Annotated in this window: 25 protein-coding genes and 1 tRNA gene; 7 read left to right on the forward strand and 19 right to left on the reverse strand. The window is 64.0% G+C overall.

Annotated features, from left to right (window positions below; all coding sequences use genetic code 11):
* Positions 1 to 38 precede the first annotated feature (38 nt).
* The 5 genes from LT971_RS15170 to LT971_RS15190 form a co-directional block, all read right to left on the reverse strand.
* Positions 39 to 1,715, reverse strand: a complete 1,677-nt coding sequence (locus LT971_RS15170; protein ID WP_237007789.1) for an NTP transferase domain-containing protein — start codon at positions 1,713 to 1,715, stop codon at positions 39 to 41.
* A 16-nt stretch (positions 1,716 to 1,731) separates the two neighbouring features.
* The gene (locus LT971_RS15175) at positions 1,732 to 2,451 is read right to left on the reverse strand and encodes a glycosyltransferase family 2 protein (RefSeq protein ID WP_237007790.1); all 720 of its coding nucleotides are present in this window, start codon (positions 2,449 to 2,451) and stop codon (positions 1,732 to 1,734) included.
* A 281-nt stretch (positions 2,452 to 2,732) separates the two neighbouring features.
* Positions 2,733 to 3,686: a polysaccharide deacetylase family protein gene (locus LT971_RS15180; RefSeq protein ID WP_237007791.1), complete on the reverse strand. Its 954-nt coding sequence runs from the start codon at positions 3,684 to 3,686 to the stop codon at positions 2,733 to 2,735.
* Entirely contained in the window at positions 3,683 to 4,501 is an 819-nt protein-coding gene (locus LT971_RS15185) for a formyl transferase (RefSeq protein WP_237007792.1), read from the reverse strand. Before LT971_RS15185 ends, LT971_RS15180 begins: the two co-directional genes overlap by 4 nt.
* A gap of 714 nt (positions 4,502 to 5,215) precedes the next feature.
* Positions 5,216 to 5,842 carry a flagellin gene (locus LT971_RS15190; RefSeq protein WP_237007829.1) on the reverse strand — a complete coding sequence of 209 codons (627 nt, stop codon included), beginning with the start codon at positions 5,840 to 5,842 and terminating at the stop codon, positions 5,216 to 5,218.
* Between the two features lie 340 nt (positions 5,843 to 6,182).
* On the opposite strand from LT971_RS15190, the gene LT971_RS15195 reads away from it, so the two are divergent.
* On the forward strand, positions 6,183 to 6,440 hold the full coding sequence (locus tag LT971_RS15195) for a DUF7692 domain-containing protein (protein WP_237007793.1): 258 nt from the start codon (positions 6,183 to 6,185) through the stop codon (positions 6,438 to 6,440).
* On the opposite strand, the gene LT971_RS15200 is transcribed toward LT971_RS15195, so the two are convergent.
* The 5 genes from LT971_RS15200 to LT971_RS15220 all read right to left on the reverse strand — a co-directional run bounded on the left by LT971_RS15200 (position 6,437) and on the right by LT971_RS15220 (position 9,484).
* Entirely contained in the window at positions 6,437 to 6,748 is a 312-nt protein-coding gene (locus LT971_RS15200) for a hypothetical protein (RefSeq protein ID WP_237007794.1), read from the reverse strand. The genes LT971_RS15195 and LT971_RS15200 overlap by 4 nt on opposite strands.
* Positions 6,749 to 7,154: 406 nt before the next feature.
* Entirely contained in the window at positions 7,155 to 8,777 is a 1,623-nt protein-coding gene (locus tag LT971_RS15205) for a DUF7845 domain-containing protein (protein ID WP_237007795.1), read from the reverse strand.
* Positions 8,774 to 9,019: a hypothetical protein gene (locus tag LT971_RS15210; protein ID WP_237007796.1), complete on the reverse strand. Its 246-nt coding sequence runs from the start codon at positions 9,017 to 9,019 to the stop codon at positions 8,774 to 8,776. Before LT971_RS15210 ends, LT971_RS15205 begins: the two co-directional genes overlap by 4 nt.
* Positions 9,016 to 9,219, reverse strand: a complete 204-nt coding sequence (locus LT971_RS15215; RefSeq protein ID WP_237007797.1) for a hypothetical protein — start codon at positions 9,217 to 9,219, stop codon at positions 9,016 to 9,018. Before LT971_RS15215 ends, LT971_RS15210 begins: the two co-directional genes overlap by 4 nt.
* An 88-nt stretch (positions 9,220 to 9,307) precedes the next feature.
* Positions 9,308 to 9,484: transfer RNA gene (locus LT971_RS15220), tRNA-Trp, on the reverse strand.
* A 56-nt stretch (positions 9,485 to 9,540) separates the two neighbouring features.
* On the opposite strand from LT971_RS15220, the gene LT971_RS15225 reads away from it, so the two are divergent.
* On the forward strand, positions 9,541 to 9,882 hold the full coding sequence (locus tag LT971_RS15225) for a hypothetical protein (protein WP_237007798.1): 342 nt from the start codon (positions 9,541 to 9,543) through the stop codon (positions 9,880 to 9,882).
* 91 nt (positions 9,883 to 9,973) lie between these two features.
* A complete protein-coding gene (locus tag LT971_RS15230; RefSeq protein ID WP_237007799.1) occupies positions 9,974 to 10,198 on the forward strand; it encodes a hypothetical protein in 225 nt (74 codons plus the stop codon).
* A gap of 4 nt (positions 10,199 to 10,202) precedes the next feature.
* On the opposite strand, the gene LT971_RS15235 is transcribed toward LT971_RS15230, so the two are convergent.
* Together LT971_RS15235 and LT971_RS15240 are read right to left on the reverse strand one after the other, a co-directional pair.
* Positions 10,203 to 10,427, reverse strand: a complete 225-nt coding sequence (locus tag LT971_RS15235; RefSeq protein ID WP_237007800.1) for a DUF5795 family protein — start codon at positions 10,425 to 10,427, stop codon at positions 10,203 to 10,205.
* Between the two features lie 66 nt (positions 10,428 to 10,493).
* On the reverse strand, positions 10,494 to 11,456 hold the full coding sequence (locus tag LT971_RS15240) for a DUF5794 domain-containing protein (RefSeq protein ID WP_237007801.1): 963 nt from the start codon (positions 11,454 to 11,456) through the stop codon (positions 10,494 to 10,496).
* A gap of 492 nt (positions 11,457 to 11,948) precedes the next feature.
* Between LT971_RS15240 and guaB the strand changes: the two genes are divergently transcribed.
* The gene (gene guaB / locus LT971_RS15245; protein WP_237007802.1) at positions 11,949 to 13,448 is read left to right on the forward strand and encodes an IMP dehydrogenase; all 1,500 of its coding nucleotides are present in this window, start codon (positions 11,949 to 11,951) and stop codon (positions 13,446 to 13,448) included.
* 1 nt (position 13,449) lies between these two features.
* Here guaB and LT971_RS16475 read toward each other — a convergent pair whose 3' ends face one another.
* Positions 13,450 to 13,572: a hypothetical protein gene (locus LT971_RS16475; RefSeq protein WP_272904885.1), complete on the reverse strand. Its 123-nt coding sequence runs from the start codon at positions 13,570 to 13,572 to the stop codon at positions 13,450 to 13,452.
* A 75-nt stretch (positions 13,573 to 13,647) separates the two neighbouring features.
* Here LT971_RS16475 and LT971_RS15250 point away from each other — a divergent pair, with 75 nt between their 5' ends.
* Positions 13,648 to 13,815, forward strand: a complete 168-nt coding sequence (locus tag LT971_RS15250) for a hypothetical protein (protein WP_237007803.1) — start codon at positions 13,648 to 13,650, stop codon at positions 13,813 to 13,815.
* Between the two features lies 1 nt (position 13,816).
* Here LT971_RS15250 and LT971_RS15255 read toward each other — a convergent pair whose 3' ends face one another.
* The 4 genes from LT971_RS15255 to LT971_RS15270 all read right to left on the reverse strand — a co-directional run bounded on the left by LT971_RS15255 (position 13,817) and on the right by LT971_RS15270 (position 15,761).
* Complete coding sequence (locus LT971_RS15255) at positions 13,817 to 14,245, reverse strand: universal stress protein (protein ID WP_237007804.1); 429 nt, start codon at positions 14,243 to 14,245, stop codon at positions 13,817 to 13,819.
* A gap of 63 nt (positions 14,246 to 14,308) precedes the next feature.
* Entirely contained in the window at positions 14,309 to 14,518 is a 210-nt protein-coding gene (locus LT971_RS15260) for a DUF2061 domain-containing protein (protein WP_237007805.1), read from the reverse strand.
* 7 nt (positions 14,519 to 14,525) lie between these two features.
* Entirely contained in the window at positions 14,526 to 14,726 is a 201-nt protein-coding gene (locus LT971_RS15265) for a hypothetical protein (protein ID WP_237007806.1), read from the reverse strand.
* Between the two features lie 66 nt (positions 14,727 to 14,792).
* Positions 14,793 to 15,761, reverse strand: a complete 969-nt coding sequence (locus LT971_RS15270) for an NADPH:quinone reductase (protein ID WP_237007807.1) — start codon at positions 15,759 to 15,761, stop codon at positions 14,793 to 14,795.
* 135 nt (positions 15,762 to 15,896) lie between these two features.
* Between LT971_RS15270 and LT971_RS15275 the strand changes: the two genes are divergently transcribed.
* Both LT971_RS15275 and LT971_RS15280 read left to right on the forward strand, forming a co-directional pair.
* A complete protein-coding gene (locus LT971_RS15275; protein ID WP_237007808.1) occupies positions 15,897 to 16,958 on the forward strand; it encodes a zinc-dependent alcohol dehydrogenase family protein in 1,062 nt (353 codons plus the stop codon).
* 96 nt (positions 16,959 to 17,054) lie between these two features.
* A complete protein-coding gene (locus LT971_RS15280; RefSeq protein ID WP_237007809.1) occupies positions 17,055 to 18,065 on the forward strand; it encodes an aldo/keto reductase in 1,011 nt (336 codons plus the stop codon).
* A gap of 42 nt (positions 18,066 to 18,107) precedes the next feature.
* Here LT971_RS15280 and LT971_RS15285 read toward each other — a convergent pair whose 3' ends face one another.
* Both LT971_RS15285 and LT971_RS15290 read right to left on the reverse strand, forming a co-directional pair.
* Positions 18,108 to 18,329, reverse strand: a complete 222-nt coding sequence (locus LT971_RS15285) for a DUF8119 family protein (protein WP_237007810.1) — start codon at positions 18,327 to 18,329, stop codon at positions 18,108 to 18,110.
* A gap of 81 nt (positions 18,330 to 18,410) precedes the next feature.
* Positions 18,411 to 18,881: a universal stress protein gene (locus LT971_RS15290; protein WP_237007811.1), complete on the reverse strand. Its 471-nt coding sequence runs from the start codon at positions 18,879 to 18,881 to the stop codon at positions 18,411 to 18,413.
* Positions 18,882 to 18,883: the final 2 nt, after the last annotated feature.

Consider the following 18,883-nt stretch of genomic DNA (forward strand, 5'->3'; position numbering starts at 1 on the left):
GTTTAGACCCGATTACCGGAAGTATAGAAAAGTAGCGGTTAGGGGGTGTGTGGAGCGAACTTCTCGATGCCCTGCGCGAGCATACACTGCTGCCGCTGGAAACTGTCGCCGTGCAGCGGCACCATGCTCAAGAACAACAGCGCCTCGATGAGTTGTACCGCTTTGACGTCGGCGTCAGTCTCGGCGGCCAGCATCGTGTCGAACCGTTGCTCTCGTTCTTTCTGGCCGTCCGTCGTGTAGATGTTGTAGGTCAACGCGGTGTCGTTCTCGCTGCCGCTGGCCTCGAATCTACCGTTGATGAGGTGTTCGTAGTGGCCGACGACACTATGCCGGAGTTTCGCCAGGTCGTACCGTGGATCGCCGTAGATGTCGAATGGCCCGAACTCGCCACGCGGGTCAATGAGCTTCAGAATCTCGTTGCGTGGGTCGTAGAGGACATTCGGGAGACAGAGATCGCCGTGGATGACAGAAACCGAGTCCATATCAAGCAACCCGACGTCCGCGACCACGTCATCCAGGCAGTCCAGTATTTGGCTGAGGCCGGGGTGGGGTTCGCCGTTTATGTGGACGGTATCAGCGTCGAAGAACGGCTGGAATCGGGCATTCTCGCGTAGACGGTCGAGGCGACGCCGAGTCTTCCCCAAGTACATATCGCGAAGCGCGCTCTGGATTTCCGCTTGGCTGGCGTCTGCGCTGTACGTCATGAACTCCGCGTGCATACTGAACAGCCGGTCGAATACGTCATTCCAAATGTGCTGGCGGTGAGACCCGTACAGTTGTAGGTCACTCAACGATGGATACCCGATGTACTCCATCTTTACGTACGCGTCTGCAGGTGAAGTTGAGGCGTCGTAGATTCGTGGAAGATACGGCTGCAGGCCAGTAGGGATGTTCTCGTACCAGGAAATCTCGTTGATGAGCGTCTCGGTGTCGTTGCTGCGTTTCGTGATTACGTTTTTCCCGTGGTTCTCAAGCTCGTTGAACTCACGAGCGTTCAGGAACCGCTTTTTTGCCCGGTGGTAGGTGTCGAGGTGGCCGACGTCCAGCCACGTTTCGGGCTGGTAGAGTTCGTACGTTCGCGGTTCGAGGTAAGAGAGTAGTGCCCGGTAGAAGTAGTCGAGACCGCTGTCCAACTCGGCCGGCGTGTCCTGCATCGCGTCGAAGAACGCGCCGGCATCAGCAAGCCCGAACTGGCCTGTGAAGCACGGCTGCGGACAATCCTGCGACCGCTTGTTTTTCTGGGTCGCGTTGGTGATGCGGTCGCTCTCGATGTCGAACGTTGTCCAGCGGTACGTCCGGTCGCGCTCCTGGTAGGCGACAATGCTCCTGTCATCAACCGTTCGCAGTGGTGAGATGAGCGTATCTGCGAAGTTCAGGTACACTGAGCGGTCTATAAGCGACTCCTCGTTAAAGGCATCCAGAGCCGTGTAGACCGTTTCGCCGAGCGACTGGGTGCCTGTGGCGTCTACCACCGTCCACTCGTAGTCACTCCGGGCGACGTACGTCTCGATGGAGTCAGCCGACTCGCCAACGGCGACGACCCGCGTTACGTCGTGGTCGCTGTAGGCTTCCGCGAGCCGTTCCAGCATCGGTTTCCCGTCGAGAGGAATCATCCCCGTTGGTACGGCGCCGACGTCGAGGCGGAGCTCGTCAGCAACTTGAATCGCGGACGGGACGATAAGGAGGTCGTCCCCAGGGTCGGTTGGCGTGGGCATAGTAGGTTCGAGAGCGTTATTCAGGCGTGAACTCGGGGTCGAATTCGCGGAGGTCTTCAGGGGTACCTAGAACGTGAACGTCGTCTCGATCCAAGTCGTAGGGAAGCACCGTCTTCCCGTGGTCAATCAGGTAGTTGTAGAGCGGGGCGACGTATGTTTCGCCGTACTCCCGTTCAACCTGGGCCGCGCTGTGCTCGTATGCGTCGACGAGCTCCGCCCACTGGTCGAAGTAGTAGAAGCCGGCAGTCGCAAGGTCGGAGATTTTCTCTTTCTCAGACACCTCTGTGGCGTGGCCGTCGTCGTCCGTCTTGATGAAGCTCCACCGTTCGCCCGACGCCGTGAACGACGGGATGAACCCGTCGCCGTCGATGTCTTCGGGAGTCAGCGATCCTTCTTCGATGTAGGTGTCGATATTGTAGATTGCGACCGCGTTATCGTCATTAATATGATCGTCGGCGGCGAGCGCGGTCTGTGCTTGACCGTTGGTGTACTCGTCGAGCACGACTTCGGTGTAGTCCGCGATGCCAAGTTGCGAGCATGCGTCAGCGAGGAAGCCAGAGGCGTCGTGGTCGGCATGCGTGACGAAGATGAACTCCTCGTTGTAGAATGCCTCGAGGCTCCGCATTGCCCAATCGAACATAGGGTCTCCTTTAACGAGGATTTCGTGCTTCGGAGACGTGACACCGACTTCCCTGAAGCGGCTGCCTCGTCCCGCCATCGTCACGAGAACTTTCATATCCTGAGCCAACTCTTTCAGAACCTATTATTGTGTCGCCTTCCGCTTCGGAAGCCCATGTAGCGACATATTTCTGCCCCGCCAACGGTTGATGATTCTATGCCACAGGTACGAACGTCGGCTTGCGAAATCCGTTCACCGTTTGGAGACTGGTATACGACCGTTCGCGATCCTAGAGTTTCGGTTACGGCTGCGGAACTGTGGGGAGTATCTTGGAATTTCGGCCTAACTACATCTCTAACGGGGAAATCTAATCCCGAAAGAACTGAAGAGCTACCAACTTACTGCATTTCGTGGCTATTCACACCGCCCGATGCGTCACCGTGTCGAAACTCGTTACAATCGTAACGGGGGAGTGCTTGCGGTTGCGTTTGGAAATCGTCCTGCTGTATGTCTCTCGATTCGACATTAAAACTGAACAAGCACCCGGCGTCGTCGAGGACGCCGCGGGTATACTCCGTGAACGTATGGAACCCACCATACGGATAACAGAACGTTCTCACATCTAACCCGTCAACTACCGTTGAAAGGTAGTCAAAAGACGAAATAATCTCGTCTCGTTGGGCTGACTGCGATAGTTTTGAGAATACTCGGTGCGTGATAGAGTGGGACCCAAGGATCATCCCAGCGTCCTGCATTTCTCTAAGTTCTGCTGGCCGCAGATAGAATGTCTCAGAGTCAAGGTTTGCGGCGGGGAACTGCTCGCAGAGCGTGTTCAAAACGTCTTCGCGGTGCTCATAGGCGATGAAGTAGTTGAGAATACGCTTGACTGTGGTGACGCTCTCGCGGTTATTCTGGTTCTGGTAGGTTTCAGTGTGGAACTCTTCACGGCGCGCGTCCGGTACCATCTCCTCGTTTACAACGTTTAGCAGCGGTTCAAGAACTGCGTCGCCACCGTACTTCCCGACGAGTGCGTGGACACGATGCACACTCAACGCCTTCTCTTGGGTGTAGGGGCTGGTCGGAACATAGAAGATACCCCAGAGACCTCGGCGCTGTAATTCCGGGAACACCCACTCATAGTGGTCAGAGAGTCCATCATCGAACGTAAGAACAACACCGTCCGGTAGGTCAGCGTCTCCACGGACTGCGGCAAGGAACGCGTCCCGATCGACGAACCCGTACTCGTCCTCAAAGTAGTCGAGCTGCGCCCGAAAATCCTCAATATCGAGATGATAGTACCAGGGCGCGTTGGATACGTCTGGCCGGACGTAGTGATACATCACCGCCTTCATCGCGACTTGACGACAGGGTTTTTCACAAGCGGTACGTCCGTTGTCCGTTCGGCCTGTTCTGCGAGGTAGTCATCAACCAACCCATCCTCAAAGTTCTTATACAGTTGGTCCGTCGCTTCTGTCGAATAGTCAGACGTCGTGTAGTAGTGCTCGTTGTCGGGCATCTCAGGTTGTTTCATCTTCTCCAAGTCACCAAACTTTGTGATAATCTCGCGATACGGCCAGACTATGTCCGCGATGAGACGGTTCCCGATTTGGTGGGGGGTATCGCCGGGTTTGACGCGCGCTCGGATTTGATGGATGATGTCGCCTGTGTCGACACCTGCGTCAAGGTGCATGAATGTCGCGCCAACGCACTCCGGTTCGCCATTGACGAGCGGCCAGAAGTTCGTCCCCGTTCCCCGGTAATAGGGCGAGAGGCCAAGGTGAACGTTCAAGAACCGTCCCTCGTATTCGGAGAGAAGAGGGTCTTCTATGATAGAGCAACCGTAGGCGACTAGCAGGTCGGGGTCAAGGTTGACGATTTCCTCGTAGTACTGCTCTTCGTTAATCTCGCCGTTTGGAATCTCCTTGGGATTTGAGTGGTCGGGAGTATAGTCAACGAAGTGCCGGAAGAAGTCGTCTTCAGACTCTGCACGCGCTTCTAGATGTTGGACTTTGACCTCGTCGCCTTCCTCACGAACGCGGTCAAGCGTTGACCCCTCAGTACTCTCGCAGTAGGTACGCAGAACGTTGATATCGTCATCAAGCGCGATTGCTTTTCGGACAAATTGGTGGCGGAGTTCGGAGTTTGTTAGGATAATTACGTCAGCCATACTCCGCCTCAGATGGAGGATGCATTTAGAAATTTCTGATTTCCCACTAGATATAGGACTCGGTACGAGTGACTGGAGATCACCCAACGTACCACATTAAACGCCTCTACTTTGGCTGTCTTCACTTCCCCTACAAGCATAAATCCAGTGGTAGATGTGTCTTACGCAGGGAGTCACTAGGATACATGTTGAAGAATTCAGAAACCCGAGTGGTCGTGGTTGCCAGACACACAAACCCGGCCATTGATGCCGCCGGGCGAGATCTCGACGACGAGACGGTCGGCGCAGTCTGTGCAGCACCGGATCACGGGCGGCACACCCCGGATTCGCGGGCGGCGCAGAACTGCCCCTCGTAGCCGATCCAGCAGCCGCAGTACCGACAGATGTCTCTCTCGTCGGTATCAGTGCGGCTACTCACCACGACCACCCCCGTTCAGACGGGCGTGGCTACTGGTGAACGATGCAGCGAAGAAAGCGGCAAAAGCAGCCGCTTTACTTTTATATGAAGTGGGGCCGTAGGGACAACGTCGGCGTCTCCGCAGGTGCCGGCGACGATTGATTCTTTCAGGTGTGGCTAAGGCCACCAATTCAAAGCACACCGTACAGTCCACAGACGCGGATATAGATTCTACGTACTTCCAACGTTGAGAACGGAAAATGGACCGGGTAGGGTCGTTCTCGCTGAAAGCTATTGTAGCGAGATTAGTTCGCTACTTACAGCGTAACGGCGTTCTTGTCTTTGAGGGATTCGGGGACGGTTGCCCAGTAGGTTGTCTTCGACCCGTACTGGGTTGTTAGCGTCAGCTGGACCTCGTCACCTGCACCGAGACCGTCGGTAATGCCGATTTCGGGGTCACTAGTGGATTTGTTAGTTTGATTCGTTCCTCCCGCGAAGAGGACCACAGAGATACGGTCGGACTGCTGGACCAGCACGTCACTATTGTCGCCCTTGACGTTCTCTGTGTAGAACTCGTCGGAACTGTTCAGGGCGTTAGCTGAAGTGTTGTGGGTGAGCGTGACTGCCTTGTCTGGACCAATCCACTGGATAGTGGATTTGCTGAGGTTGATGTTGTCCGCACCAGCGGCCTGCCGCACTGTCAGGTTCACGAAGTCAACGGATTCACCACTGACGTTACCGTAGGCGGAGACGACGTCGATGCGGTTAGAGACCTGTGCGCTGGCTTCTTCCCCGGTCGCGCTGCCTTTCGACTGGAGGAAGCCAGCCGTGTTGATGAGGACACCGGCGGCAATGGCGGCGACCAGCACCATCGCGATGAACACGATGAGTGTGCCGATCCCGACCTGACCGCGCTCGTCCTCGTCGTTGATAAACTCGAACATTCTGGCTACAACCATATGGCAGCAGAGTACCCTAAATAAACCCTCGCTCGTAATTATCTAGACTGGAAATTGGAGGAGCGACACGGGTAGTACAAAGTTTGCAACCAATGCTGATTTTCCAATAGTCTCACACCTACGTGGGGTTACGCGTCCGAGAACGTGCTCGCCCGAATATGCACACGAACTCGCGCCCACTCGTGTGCATATTCGCGCTCGGTCGTCCTCGCGCACCCGTAGACCTACCGCGTCCGTGATAGGAAAACGGCGAATCACCCCTATATTCGGGTGTTCAGTGAGCCAAATTCGTTCGGTTATCCGGGGTCGTGTGCACGAGACGAGTATGCGAATTCGAACTGACGGCGAGTATGCGCACCGGAAGGACACGATAGAGGCGGCAGCGGAGCGCCTGGACTGTAACAAGACTCACGCCGTGCTTGTCTCCTGCGAGGTCGTCGGCGACGTCCTGGACGGTGTGGAGGACGCACTGGAGCATCCCGATCTCCCGCCGAGTCTCCGCGACGAGCTCGCCGAGACCATCTCCACTCGGCGCGTCGACGTCGATGCTTCCGAGCCCGAGGTGGATATGAATCTGGATTAGTCCTCTCCCTCAGAATCCCGGTACCTCTCGAATGGCCTCAACAATTTCACTGCCATAATTATGTAGAGAAAGAGCCCGATGCCGATATAGAAATTCGTGGTGTTGTAGAACTCTTGTAGTGCGACAACCGGCGTTATCAGGGCACCGAGTACGTAGTAGAGTAGTGAGATAAACAAGAGACTCTGAACCCAATCAGGACCGTCAATCTTGTATCGTATGTTGCTCTCTCCAGAGTGTTCCTTCCCAGCTACAGCGAGGTCATGAACCGCGGCTGAAATGGCTACGAACACTCCAGATAGAGCAATCATCAGGAAATCCTGATGCAGATATGAGATATAGGAAATCAGTGCGGGCGGTAAGAATACCATTCGCGGACGGAAGCGAGTGGCAGACTCAATCAGATTGCTCGGCATCCAGTTTCAACCTAGAAATGCAAGTGCCGGCAGGGGATTATAAAACCGTGCTGTCGGGTCCTCATGGGGGCGGTTGCGGGTGCGGCTGCGGAACGGTGGGGAGTGTTTTGGAATTGTGGCCTTAGCCACACCCCTAACGGGGAATGTAACCCCCCGGGTTGGATTCGCCGAGCGCGGCCTCCTGGAGACCGCGTCGACGCTATGCACGAAGAAAACTCTGGTTGAAGTGGGGCTGTAGGTTGCACTACTGGACTTGTCTAACTTCATCTGGAGAACAGTGTTGCCACTCTGCCGTCGGGCGCTACAGGTCGCGGAACGCCGGGTAGCTACCGCCTGCGCCGAGCGGGCGACTGTAGACAACGGTCGCCTGTCGGAGCGTCGCCGGGTCCTGGTCGGCGTCGATCCAGAGGCGGTACGCCTGACGAACGAATCCGCCCGGGTCGGCGTCGTCGTCGGGGTCGATCTCCCCGAGGTCCAGCGTGACGTCGTCGCCGCGGCGCCGGAAGTCGATGCCGTGCCGGTCACACCACGCCTGCCATTTCGCCCAGGCCTCGCTGACGCGCTCCTGGTCGGCGGCGTCGACGACGGTCTTCGCTGCGTTGGTCACGGCCTCGCGGGCGTCGGCAATCGCCTGATAGACCATCTCCCCGATGAACTCCGAGCGGAGGCCAACCTCGCCGTAGCCGCGCTCGACGAGCTCCTCAATGCCCCGAAGGGCGCGGCGGACGCTCCCCACGTGGCGGTCGTGCTCGTCGGCAATGTCGTCAGGGGAGACGTGGCCGCCGTCGGTGACGAGCGTCTCCAGGCTCTCCACCTGGACGTCGCTGAGCCCGTCGCTCAGGTACTCGATTACCATGTTCTTCTGTTCCTGCTTGATGCTCGCGAGGTCCAGGGTCGTCGGTGGAGTCGCCGGTTCGTGGAGGCTGGCGTCGAAGTACGCATCTTCGACGAATACTCCGCCGCCGCGCTGGGGTGCCGAGTCCAGCCCGGCGTTCTCCAGGACGGAGTGAACGGCTTCCTCCAGCTCGCGGTTCAGCTTCTCCAGGTCGTCCCAGCGGAGCGTGGCGTCCCAGCGGGAGACCTGATAGGAGGCGCCGAGTTTCGGGTGGGCGAGCGGGTTGTCCGGGTCGGCCTGGAACGCCTCGCGAGCGTAGTAGTGTTTCACCTCCTTCGGTAGATCGTGCTCGGGCCACGCCTCGCTCATGCGGTGCGCGTCCAGCGTCACCGTGTGGTAGTAGCCCGGGAGGTCGTTCCCGTGGTCGTCGGTGTCCTTCTGGACGAGCTTCCGGTAGCCCGACCGGTCGGACTCCAGAACGTGCGCGAGCCCGACGAGCGGCCCGTCGCGCGCGTGTATGGGGCCGCTGCTATCTCGGTGGACGCGGACGTACCGCTCGGCGTCCTGGATGTTGCTGAACGGGTGGACGTCGTCGAAGTAGTACGCGTTGACGTCGAGGGCATCGGCGGCCAGCTGGAGGAGCGGGAGGTAGCGGTCGAACTCGATGTTCGCGCCCTGGACGCGGACGTTGATTCCCTCCAGGAAGCCGTCGGGGACGGGAATCTCGACGCGCGACCCGTCGGCGCGCTCTCCCTCCATGCCGTTCCAGCGCGGCGTGACGTGGGCGACGAACTTCTGTTCGCCGACGCCGTCCTCGTCGCGCCGCCGAGAGACCTTTATCCGCATTTCTTTGATCTCCTCGATTTGGAACGGCGTTCCCTGCGGGGTCTCGTCGCCGGGGTTGACGAGATTCGAGTCCTGGTAGGAGAGGCGCGCGAGCCACGTCTCACCGTTGTGTTCGAAGCTGGCGGTCTTACTGCCGCCGCCAGCCTTCCGCTCCCTGTCCAGGGCGAAGAACGGCTGAAGCCCGTCCTCGTTGAACAGGAGGTTCGCGTCGAACTCGTGGGGCGCGGTACGAATCCGCTTCACTGCGACCCCTCCCACAGTTCGCGACAGGCAGCGCAGAGGTCGACGCGCTCTCCGTCACGTTCCGGGAGACGCACCCGACGACAGTCGGGGCCGTCGGCGCCGCACACACGGCACTCATCGGCTTCTGGCGCGTCCTGGGAGACTGTCTCCCAGTAATCTTCCCGGCATGCCTGTGGGCCGCCGTCGGCCCGCAGCGCCGACGCACGGACGAACTCGTGGGGTTCGTCGCCGTCGGGGCTCACAGGCAGACACCTCCGTGGAGCGGGCCGTCGGCGGACTCGTCGCGCTCACCGAGCGGGGAGAGACCGAAGTCCTCGGGCCGGTGGTCCTCCAGGAAGTGCTTCCAACGGTTCTCGTTCGGGTCGAAAACGTAGCCGCACGGGCACGCAGTAAGCGTGTGGACGCGACGTCCACGGGCGTAGACGTCCGTGGACAGGCTCACGCGGACCACCCCGTAGAGCCGGCGCTATTGGGGTTTACGTGAGGTAAGCGGAAGGCGGCAAATGCCTCCGCAATACTTTTTTGCAGTATGGGGCCGGAGGGATTTGAACCCCCGATCGACTGATATCTCCGGTGCGCCTCGGAACTCCAGAGGGTCGTCAACGCGGTCCGATGATCAGTCGGCCGCTCGGTATACCAGTCTGGAGTGTCGTCCCGGGCGCGTAGCCTCTGGAGTCAGTCGCCATGCCTGGCTTGGCCACAGCCCCTCGCGTCTCTCCTTTGGGAGATTTTCTTCAAGAGGGTTTCGGTTCGGGGTGGGGGAGTGAAGTACTCGCGAGCCGAACGCCTCGGCGTGATTGCACGCGTGTGGCGTGGCTGGACTGCGGCAGACGGGTCGGACGCCAGCGAGTACGAGGCGTTTGTCTCCGGGACGGTGTTCCCGGAGGCGGCGGCCGAGATTCCGGGGCTGGTGGACTGGGAGGTGTTGCGCCGCGAGGAAGATGGCGAGCGCGTCGAGTTCGTGACGGTGGCGTACTTCGAGTCGTGGGCGGCCGTGGAGGCGTTCGCGGGCGAGCGCCGGGAGCGAGCACACGTCCCGGACCGGGCGGAGGCGTTGCTCGACGATTACGAGGACGAGGTGACACACTACGAGGTCTGCGAGTGAGAGCGACGAGGACGACGACGACGGGGTTCGGGACGGGGCGTCGCGTGCGGGAAGCGATTGGATTTTCCAGACGGGCCGCCAATCCGGGAGTATGCCAGAGTACCCGATCGTGGTGCGGGAGCTCGGCGGCGAGAACCGCCTGGGCGTGGAGGAAGCCGACGCGTTCGAGGGCGACCTGCGGGACGTCGTCGTCGAGGGCTACGAGCGCGTGGACGTCGCGAGCTGTGCGGACGGCGAGCAGGTTGGAGTGGTCGTGGCGGCGTCGGAGACAGAAATCGACGAAATCCGGTGGACGAAGACGGAAGCGGCGGAGTAGTTAGTTACTCCTCGCGGGCGCTCCAGTCGCAGTCCTGGCACTTGTAGCCGGTGACGAATTCGGTCACGGAGGGCATGTAGCCGACCGAGATGACGTCGCTGCCGCAGTCGGGGCAGTCGCGGTCGGTGTCCTCGATCGGTTCGGCGTCCATGACGGAGCCGCCCTCGACGAGTTCGGCGAGCTTCTTGGGGGTCACCATGCGGCCCTGCACGACCCGGTTGTCGGCCATACCTGTGCGTGGACGGCGGCACGGGAAAGCTTGTCGTCGTCCGGGCGGTCCGCGTTCGACTTCGGCTTACAGCCAGGGGGCGCGTTCTTCGGCGGCGTCCTCGCCGGGGTAGCCGTAGGCGGCTTCGTCGGGGTCCTGTTCGCCGCTGCCGCCGTCGGTGGCGGCGGGCGTCGCGGGCTGGGGGTCGGGGCCGTCGTCGGCCGTGACAGCGAGGTCGTCCGGGCTCGAAGAGTCGGGTTCGTCGTCGTCGTCGTTGTCGTCACCGTCCTTGCTCGCGGTGGCGGGGTCGTCGACGCCGGCCTGGTCGGGGTCGAAGGCGAGCACGCCGGCGACGGCGAACACCATCAGGGGCGCTTCCGAGGGCACCACTTCCGGGAGGAAGATCGACACCGCGAGCGTCGCCAGCGCGACCGCCGAGCCGAAGCGGAAGCGGTCGATGGCGACGATACGGCGTAGCGACGGGCCGAGCGCGACGACTGCGAGCGCGAACGTGACGGCGACGCCGCCCGCGGCGGCGGCGTGCAGCAGCAGGTCGACGTCGTAGCGGGCGACGAACGCGGCGCCGCTGGGGTTCACGCTCGCGAGGAAGCCGAGGCCGATGATGACACCGGGCGAGGGGAGGTACTCGCCGATTGTCGCGCTGGCGGTCTTCGCCGCGATGGCGAGGATGACCAGCGCGGCGAAGCGCTCGAAGGTCGGGATGTCGAGGATGGTCGCGACGGTGGGTGCGAGTGCGGCCTCGACGGCGGCGATGACGATCAGCGGGATGCCGACGACGAGCACGCTGGTCGCCTGTTCGCGGCGGCTGCCGCCCATCTCGGCGAGGATGACGGCGAGGGTCGCGCTGCCGCCGAAGACGAGCAGCCCGACCTGGAGGACGCCTGCCCAGGTCTCGAGCTGGCCGGCGAGCACGAGTGCGGCGAAGATACCGTCGACCAGCGGCAGCAGCATGACGGTGGCCAGCAGCTTCGTCGCACCACCTACCTGTTGCTCGAGGCGGAGCGCGACGGGGTGACGTGAACTACTCATGTACTAGCAGGCCAACGTGGGTGACTGCGTCTGGTCGGAGCGGCGATACACGCGGGAGGCCGCGTTGGGTCCGAGCCAGAGTGTCCGTCGGCAGGCCACTGTCCCGAGGAGAAATTTCGGTACGTCCGGGGCGATGGCGCTGTGGTCGCCGGCCGTACGCGGCGTCTCGGGACTAGTGGAGTCCATACCCACAACGACGACAGTCGGGAGCATAAAGATTGTGTGAGAGAGCGGCACAAATGGTGTGAGACTCACGGCGGTTTTTAAGTACTCGGTTTGGTGTGTTCGGCTCTTCTGGCCGTTTGTCGAGAACACTGCGGCGTACTGGACGGATGCCGTCCAAGTCGGGCGCGTCCACAGCCAGAACTGAACGCGCGTCGAAGCGCGCGTGACAATGCACGACCGTGTGTGTCGACGCGTCCCACAGCCCTGATTCGGGTCACGTTCGGCCAATCTCGCAACGCTTTTGGAACCCCGCCCCGACCGGTTTACATGGCGAACGATTCCTCGACGGACGGCCGATTCTCCGAGAAGCTCCGCGTCCCGGAAGCGCTCACCTTCGACGACGTACTGCTGCGACCCGCCGAGAGCCGGGTCGAGCCCGACGAGGCCGACGTGTCGACCCGCGTCTCTACGAACGTCGAGCTCGAAGTCCCTATCCTCTCGGCGGCGATGGACACGGTCACCGAGTCGGACCTCGCAATCGCGATGGCGCGCGAGGGCGGCATCGGCGTGCTCCACCAGAACATGGACACCGAGACGGTCGTCACCGAGGTCGAACGCGTCAAGCGCGCCGACGAGCTCGTCATCGACCGCGAGAACGTCGTCACCGCCGCTCCCGACCAGACGGTCGAGGAGGTCGACGCGATGATGAACCGCGCCGACGTCTCCGGCGCGCCCGTCGTCGACGACGACGACACCGTCCTCGGCATCATCTCCGGCACCGACATCCGCCCCTACCTCGAGGTCGGCGAGTCCGACGCCGTCCGCGAGGCCATGACGGACGAAGTCATCACCGCAAGCGAGGACGTCACCGCCCGTGACGCCCTCGAACTCATGTACGAGCACAAGATCGAGCGCGTCCCCATCGTGGACGACGACGACCGCCTCGTCGGCCTCGTCACGATGCAGGGCATCCTCGCACGCCGCGAACACGGGAACGCCGCCCGCGACGACGACGGCCGCCTCCGCGTCGGCGTCGCCGTCGGCCCGTTCGAGACCGAGCGCGCGACGGCCGTCGACGAGGCCGGCGCAGACATCGTCTTCATCGACTGCGCGCACGCACACAATCTCAACGTCATCGACGCCGCGCGCGACATCGAGGCGTCCGTCGACGCCGACGTCGTCGTCGGGAACGTCGGCACCCGTGAGGCCGCCGAGGCCGTCGTCGACTTCGCGGACGGCATCAAGGTGGGCATCGGCCCGGGCTCCATCTGCACGACCCGCGTCGTCACCGGCGCAGGCATGCCCCAGATTACGGCCGTCTCCGAGGTCGCCGACGTCGCGGCCCCGGAGGGCGTTCCCGTCATCGCGGACGGCGGCATCCGGTACTCCGGCGACGCAGCGAAAGCCATCGCCGCCGGCGCCGACGCCGTGATGCTGGGGTCGTACTTCGCCGGCACCGACGAGGCGCCGGGCCGCGTCATCACGATGAACGGCAAGAAGTACAAGCAGTACCGCGGCATGGGCTCCGTCGGCGCGATGCAGTCCGGCGGCGGCGACCGCTACCTCAAGGAGGACGAGGAAGACGAGGAGTACGTGCCCGAGGGCGTCGAGGCCGCGACGCCGTACAAGGGGTCGCTTGCGTCCGAACTCCACCAGCTCGTCGGCGGCATCCAGTCCGGCATGGGGTACGTTGGCGCGGAGACGCTGCCCGCGTTCAAGCGCGAAGCCGAGTTCGTCCGCGTCTCCTCGGCCGGCCAGACCGAGGGCCACCCCCACGACGTGATGATCACGGACGAGGCGCCGAACTACAGCCCGCAGAACGACTGAGTCAGAGGTCTCTGGACTCCGTCTCGCACTCGGGACTGCAGTACTTCGTCTCCGCCGCGCGGGCGTCCGGGTGGGCGGCGAACTCGTCCTCGCAGTACGCGCACTCGTAGGTCTCGAGCGCCATACGCGTGCTCACAGGAACCAGCGAGAAGTGTCTTCCGGCGTCACCGTTTTGCTCTGTCGGCACTCACTCGTACTCGTGAACTGCACGTACTGCGGCGAGGGCCTCGCAGCGTACGACCCCGTGTTCGTCGACCGAGAGCGCGACGGCGAGCGCACCGAGGAGGGCGCGTTCTGTAACTACGGCTGCCTCTCCGCGTGGCTCGACGAGACGGAAGCAGCGACCGGCGCGTGCTGCCGGATCTGAGTCAGTCGCCGTCGCCGCCGCTGCCGGTCACGACCACCGGCCGGTCCGCGTTCAGGATGACCGACTGCGTGGTGGACCCGAAGATGACCTTGCCGGCCGGCGAGCGCTTCCGGCCGCCGAGCACGATGGCGTCGGCGTCGAGGGCCTCGGCCTCGTCGATGATGTCGTCGATGGTGTCCCCGGAGTCGTCTCGCACCTGAGTCTGGACGCCCGCCTCGTCAAGACGTTCCCGTGCGCGACGCACGGACTGGATTCGGTCGGCGGTCTTGAACTGCCGGTACTCCGAGGGGATGTCTTCGCTGTTTCCGGTGAACACGAACAAGAGCGTCGCCTCGACGGCCTCGTCGGCCGACGGCAGGTCGGCGACGTAGTCGGCCTGTGCGAGCGCGCGGTCGACGTCGTCGTCGACCGGCACGAGTACGCGGTACATGCACCCGTAGAGGGGGCTACAGGGCTTAAAACCACCTCCCGGTTCCACCCCGCCGGGCCGCCGTCAGGCGGGCTGGCGGCCCCAGGCGATGTTGCTCCAGAGGCGCTCCCAGAGGTAGTACAGCACCGTCTTCCCGACGGCGGCGGAGACGCCGATCTTCGCCGCGGAGCCGAACTCTCCCGTGTAGAGGAACGCGATGGCGAACACCATCGTCGTGGCGAACACGCGGTACGAGGCCGCCTTCACAGCCGACCGGTAGTGGGACTCTGCCATCGGGGACTCACTCCACGTACCCGAGTTCGGCGAGCTTCTGGCCGAGTTCGCGGGCCTCTTGCTCGGTGATCTCGTCGTCGTCCTCCATCTCGCGGACGACCAGGTGTTTCACGAACTCCTTCGGGGAGCCGAAGGGCTCGTCCTCGATGTACTCCTCGACGTCCCGGACGAAGTCCTTCTTCAGGGAGATGGTGGTGTAGTCGGACACGACCCGACCGTCTCGCGCACCCACATTAAGTGTTGTTACATGTAATTACGGCGCGGACGAGGCCAGCTACGGCGTCACGACGAGCTTCCCGAGGAACGAGTCCTCGAGGACCGCTCGCTGGGCCTCGCCGGCCTCCCCGAGGTCGTAGGTCTCGGCGAGCTGGATGGACAGCCGGTCGTCGGCCAGCAGGTGGGCGACGCCCCGGAGCGGCACCCGGAGGTCCGGCGTGTTGAACATGCTCATGAACTGGTAGGAGACGTCCTTCGAGCGCGCCGCGCCGTCGTCCGTGAAGCCGGGGTCCGGGCTGTTCTCACCGATGCCGACCACGCGAGCCCGCTGCGCCGCGACGTCGGCGTCGAACTGGAGGTAGTCGTCCAGCCGGTGGTCCAGCACCACGTCGACGCCGCCGTCCGAGGCGTCGCGCACGGCGTCCGCGAGGTCGTCGCGGCCGTAGTCGAGGACGGTGTCGGCGCCCAGCGCCGACACGCTGTCGTGGTACTCGGGGCCGGCCGTCGTGTGGACCTTCGCGCTGACGGCGTCCGCAATCTGGACGGCCGCGTGCCCGACCCCGCCGGCACCGCCGTGGACGAGCACGTCCTCGGCCGGGTCGAGGCCGGCGTGGTCCACGAGCGCCCGCCACGCCGTCACGGCGACGACCCCCGCCGCACCGGCCTCGGTCAGGTCGGCGCCGTCGGGCAGGTGGACCGTCCGGTCGGTTGGCACGGTCGCGTACTCGGCGCAGGCACCCTGATAGCCGGCGTTCCCGATGCCGGTACCGAACACCCGGTCGCCTGCCTCGAAGCCCTCGACGCCGTCCCCGACCGCCGCGACCGTGCCGGCGTAGTCGACCCCGGGCGTGAACGGGAGGCCGACCGGCTCGTAGGAGCCGTCCCGGAAGTAGGTGTCCACGGGGTTGACGCTCGCCGCCGCCACCTCGACGAGGAGTTCGCCCTCGCCCGGCGTCGGCCGGTCGACGCCGTCCTCGACTGTCAGTACGTCCGGACCGCCGTGCTCGTGGAGCCTGACTGCGCGCATGTGCGACTCATCACCGTACTGGGGGATAAGCGTGAGCGTCCCTGCAGCCATCGCCCCCACAGCCTGCTCGTGCGCAGCGAACGTCAGGGTCGCCGCCTGCGGTACAGTTACGGGCCGGCGGGGCGACCGCCCGGTATGCGCGCGGCAGTCCTGCGGGAGTACGGCGAACCGCTGTCCGTCGAGGACGTGCCAGCCCCGGAGCCGCCCGACCACGGCATCGTCGTCGACGTCGAGGCCTGTGGCATCTGCCGGAGCGACTGGCACGCCTGGATGGGCCACGGCGAGTGGGCCGACGACCAGGTCGACCCCGGCCAGATTCTCGGCCACGAGCCGGCCGGCGAAGTCGCCGCCGTCGGGAGAGACGTCGACGCCCTCTCGGTCGGCGACCGGGTGGCCGTCCCGTTCAATCTCGGCGAGGGGTCGTGTCCGGCGTGCCGGCGCGGCCACGGGAACGTCTGCGAGGACGGCTACGCTCTCGGGTTCGAGCAGACCGCGCAGGGCGCGTTCGCCGAGCAGGTCGCCGTCCCGCACGCCGAGTTCAACGTCGCCCAGATTCCGGACGGCGTCGGACTCGACGCCGTCGCCGCGCTGGGCTGCCGGTACGCGACAGCGTTCCACGCGCTCGCGCACCGCGCCGACCTCTCCGGCGGCGACTGGGTGGCCGTCCACGGCTGCGGCGGCCTCGGCCTCGCAGCCGTCCAGATTGCGACTGCGCTCGGCGGCAGCGTCGTCGCGGTCGACGTCCGCGACGACCCCCTCGACCTCGCCGAGCAGGTCGGCGCCGCCGAGACCGTCAGGGCCGACCAGACCGGCGACGTCTCCGGCGCGGTTCGGGCGCTCACGGACGGCGGCGCACACGTCTCCGTGGACGCCCTCGGGCGCGCGGAGACCTGCCGGAACAGCGTCGACTGCCTGCGAGCCCGCGGCAAGCACGTCCAGGTCGGCCTGACGACCGAGGCGGAGAAAGGCGAAATCTCGCTGCCCGTCGACGAGATCACGCGCTGGGACGTCTCCGTGCTCGGCTCCCGGGGGATGCCGCCGTCGCGGTACGACGAACTGCTCCGCCTGGTCGACTCGGGCCGCCTCGACCCCGGCGCGCTCGTCACGCAGCGGGTCGGGCTCGACGACGTCTCCGACCGCCTCGCCGCGATGACCGACTACGACACCCGGGGCATCGAACTCGCGACGGAGTTCTGACCGGCACCAGCCGATTCCCGCGGCCGCCCCGAGACTACCGGGGCCTTGCCGGTTGCTGAACGCATATGCGTGGCTCCACTGTACTCCGAGACGACCATGAGTGACAGCGACGAGACGCCCGTCGACTTCGTGCAGTTCGGGGACGCGGGCATCCAGACGAGCGAACTCCAGTTCGGCACGTGGCGGTTCGGCAAACGGACCGAGTCCGGCGACCTCGAGATCGGCGAGGACCGCGCGCACGAACTGCTGGACGCGTACGCCGACGCCGGCGGCCGGTACATCGACACCGCCGACGTGTACGGCGGCGGCGACAGCGAGGAGTGGATTGGCGACTGGCTGTCGGACCGCGACCGCGAACGCTACACCATCGCGTCGAAGATCTACTGGCAGATCCGAGAGGGCGACCCGAACAGCCGCGGCACGAACCGGAAGAACGTCCGCGACCGCATCGACGCGCTGCTCGACCGCCTCGGCACTGACTACGTGGACGTCCTCTACATCCACCGCTGGGACGACGAGACGCCCACACGGGAGCTGATGAAGACCCTGAACGGCCTCGTCGAGGACGGCAAGGTCCACTACCTCGGCGCGTCGACGCTCCGCCCGAACGCCTGGAAGGTCGCGAAGGCCAACGAGATCGCGAAGAAGGAGGGCTGGGAGCCGTTCGCCGCGCTCCAGCCGCGGTACAACCTCGTCGACCGCGAGATCGAGGGAGACTACCTCGAGTTCGCGCGCGAGGAGGGGCTCGCGGTCTGCCCGTGGAGCCCCCTCGGGCAGGGCTTCCTCACCGGGAAGTACGACCGGGAGGACGGCCTCACCGGCGAGTCGAAAGCCAGCGACTCCAGCCGCTGGGAGGACAACTACCTCACCGAGGAGAACTTCGACCTCCACGACGAACTCGACGCCGTCGCCGACGAGGTCGACGCTTCGCCCGCGCAGGTCGCGCTCGCGTGGCTGACCCACCGCGACGGCGTCACCGCGCCCATCGTCGGCGCGCGCACTGTCGATCAGCTCGAGGAGAACCTCGCGGCGGCCGCCATCGACCTCTCCGACGAACAGGTCCAGCGCCTCACTGAGGCCAAGGGCGGCCCGTACGCCGGACTGTAGGTCGGCGGACGACCGTCGAAGAATTGGCCGGCTGGACGCCGGTTACTCGCCGTTCGATTCTCGCGCGAACTCCAGCGACATCGCGAAGCCGTAGTAGGCGACGACGCCGCTGGCGAGCGCGCCGTAGTAGACGAGGTCGGGCGCGCCGAACCCCCGGAACAGGAGTGTGACGACGGTCACCCACGCGATGGCGAACACGAGGTCGAACAGCATCCCGTCGTGGTGTTCCGCGACGTGGTCGACCAGGGTGTCGGCGAGGCTCACGGCTGACCGCCTCCACCGTAGCCGTCGGCACCGCGTCGCGTCGTTCCGGTGTGTGTCGTGTGAGTCATCGGCTGTGGCTGGTCACTCGCCGCCGTCGTCCTCGTGGACGTCCACGACGAGCACGGGCAGGCGGGTGCGGCGCAGTACCTTCTCGGCGACGCTGCCCAGCACCACCCGGGAGAGCCCGGAGCGGCCGTGGCTCCCCATGACGACGATGTCGATGTCGTTGTCCTCGACGAACTTCCGGATGGCCCGCGACGGCGAGCCCGCGCTCACGTGCTCCTCGACGCGGACGCCGTGTTCGCTGGCGATGGCGGCTACCTGCCCGGTCGCCTCCTCTGCCTCCGCTTTTACTTCCGGCATCTCGTCGAGGCGACCCTGTCGGATGCGGTCGACCTGCTCGGTGCCCAGCGTGAGGTTCGTCGCGTCGACGTCCACCACGTAGAGCGCGTGGACCGTCGCGTCGTACTTCGCCGCGAGGTCGACCGCGCGGTCGACCGCGTTGCGGGCCGCGTCACTGCCGTCCGTCGGAACGAGGATGTTGTCGTACATTG

Origin of the sequence: Halobacterium rubrum, assembly GCF_021729015.1 — an archaeon.
GTDB classification, from domain to species: Archaea; Halobacteriota; Halobacteria; order Halobacteriales; family Halobacteriaceae; genus Halobacterium; species Halobacterium rubrum.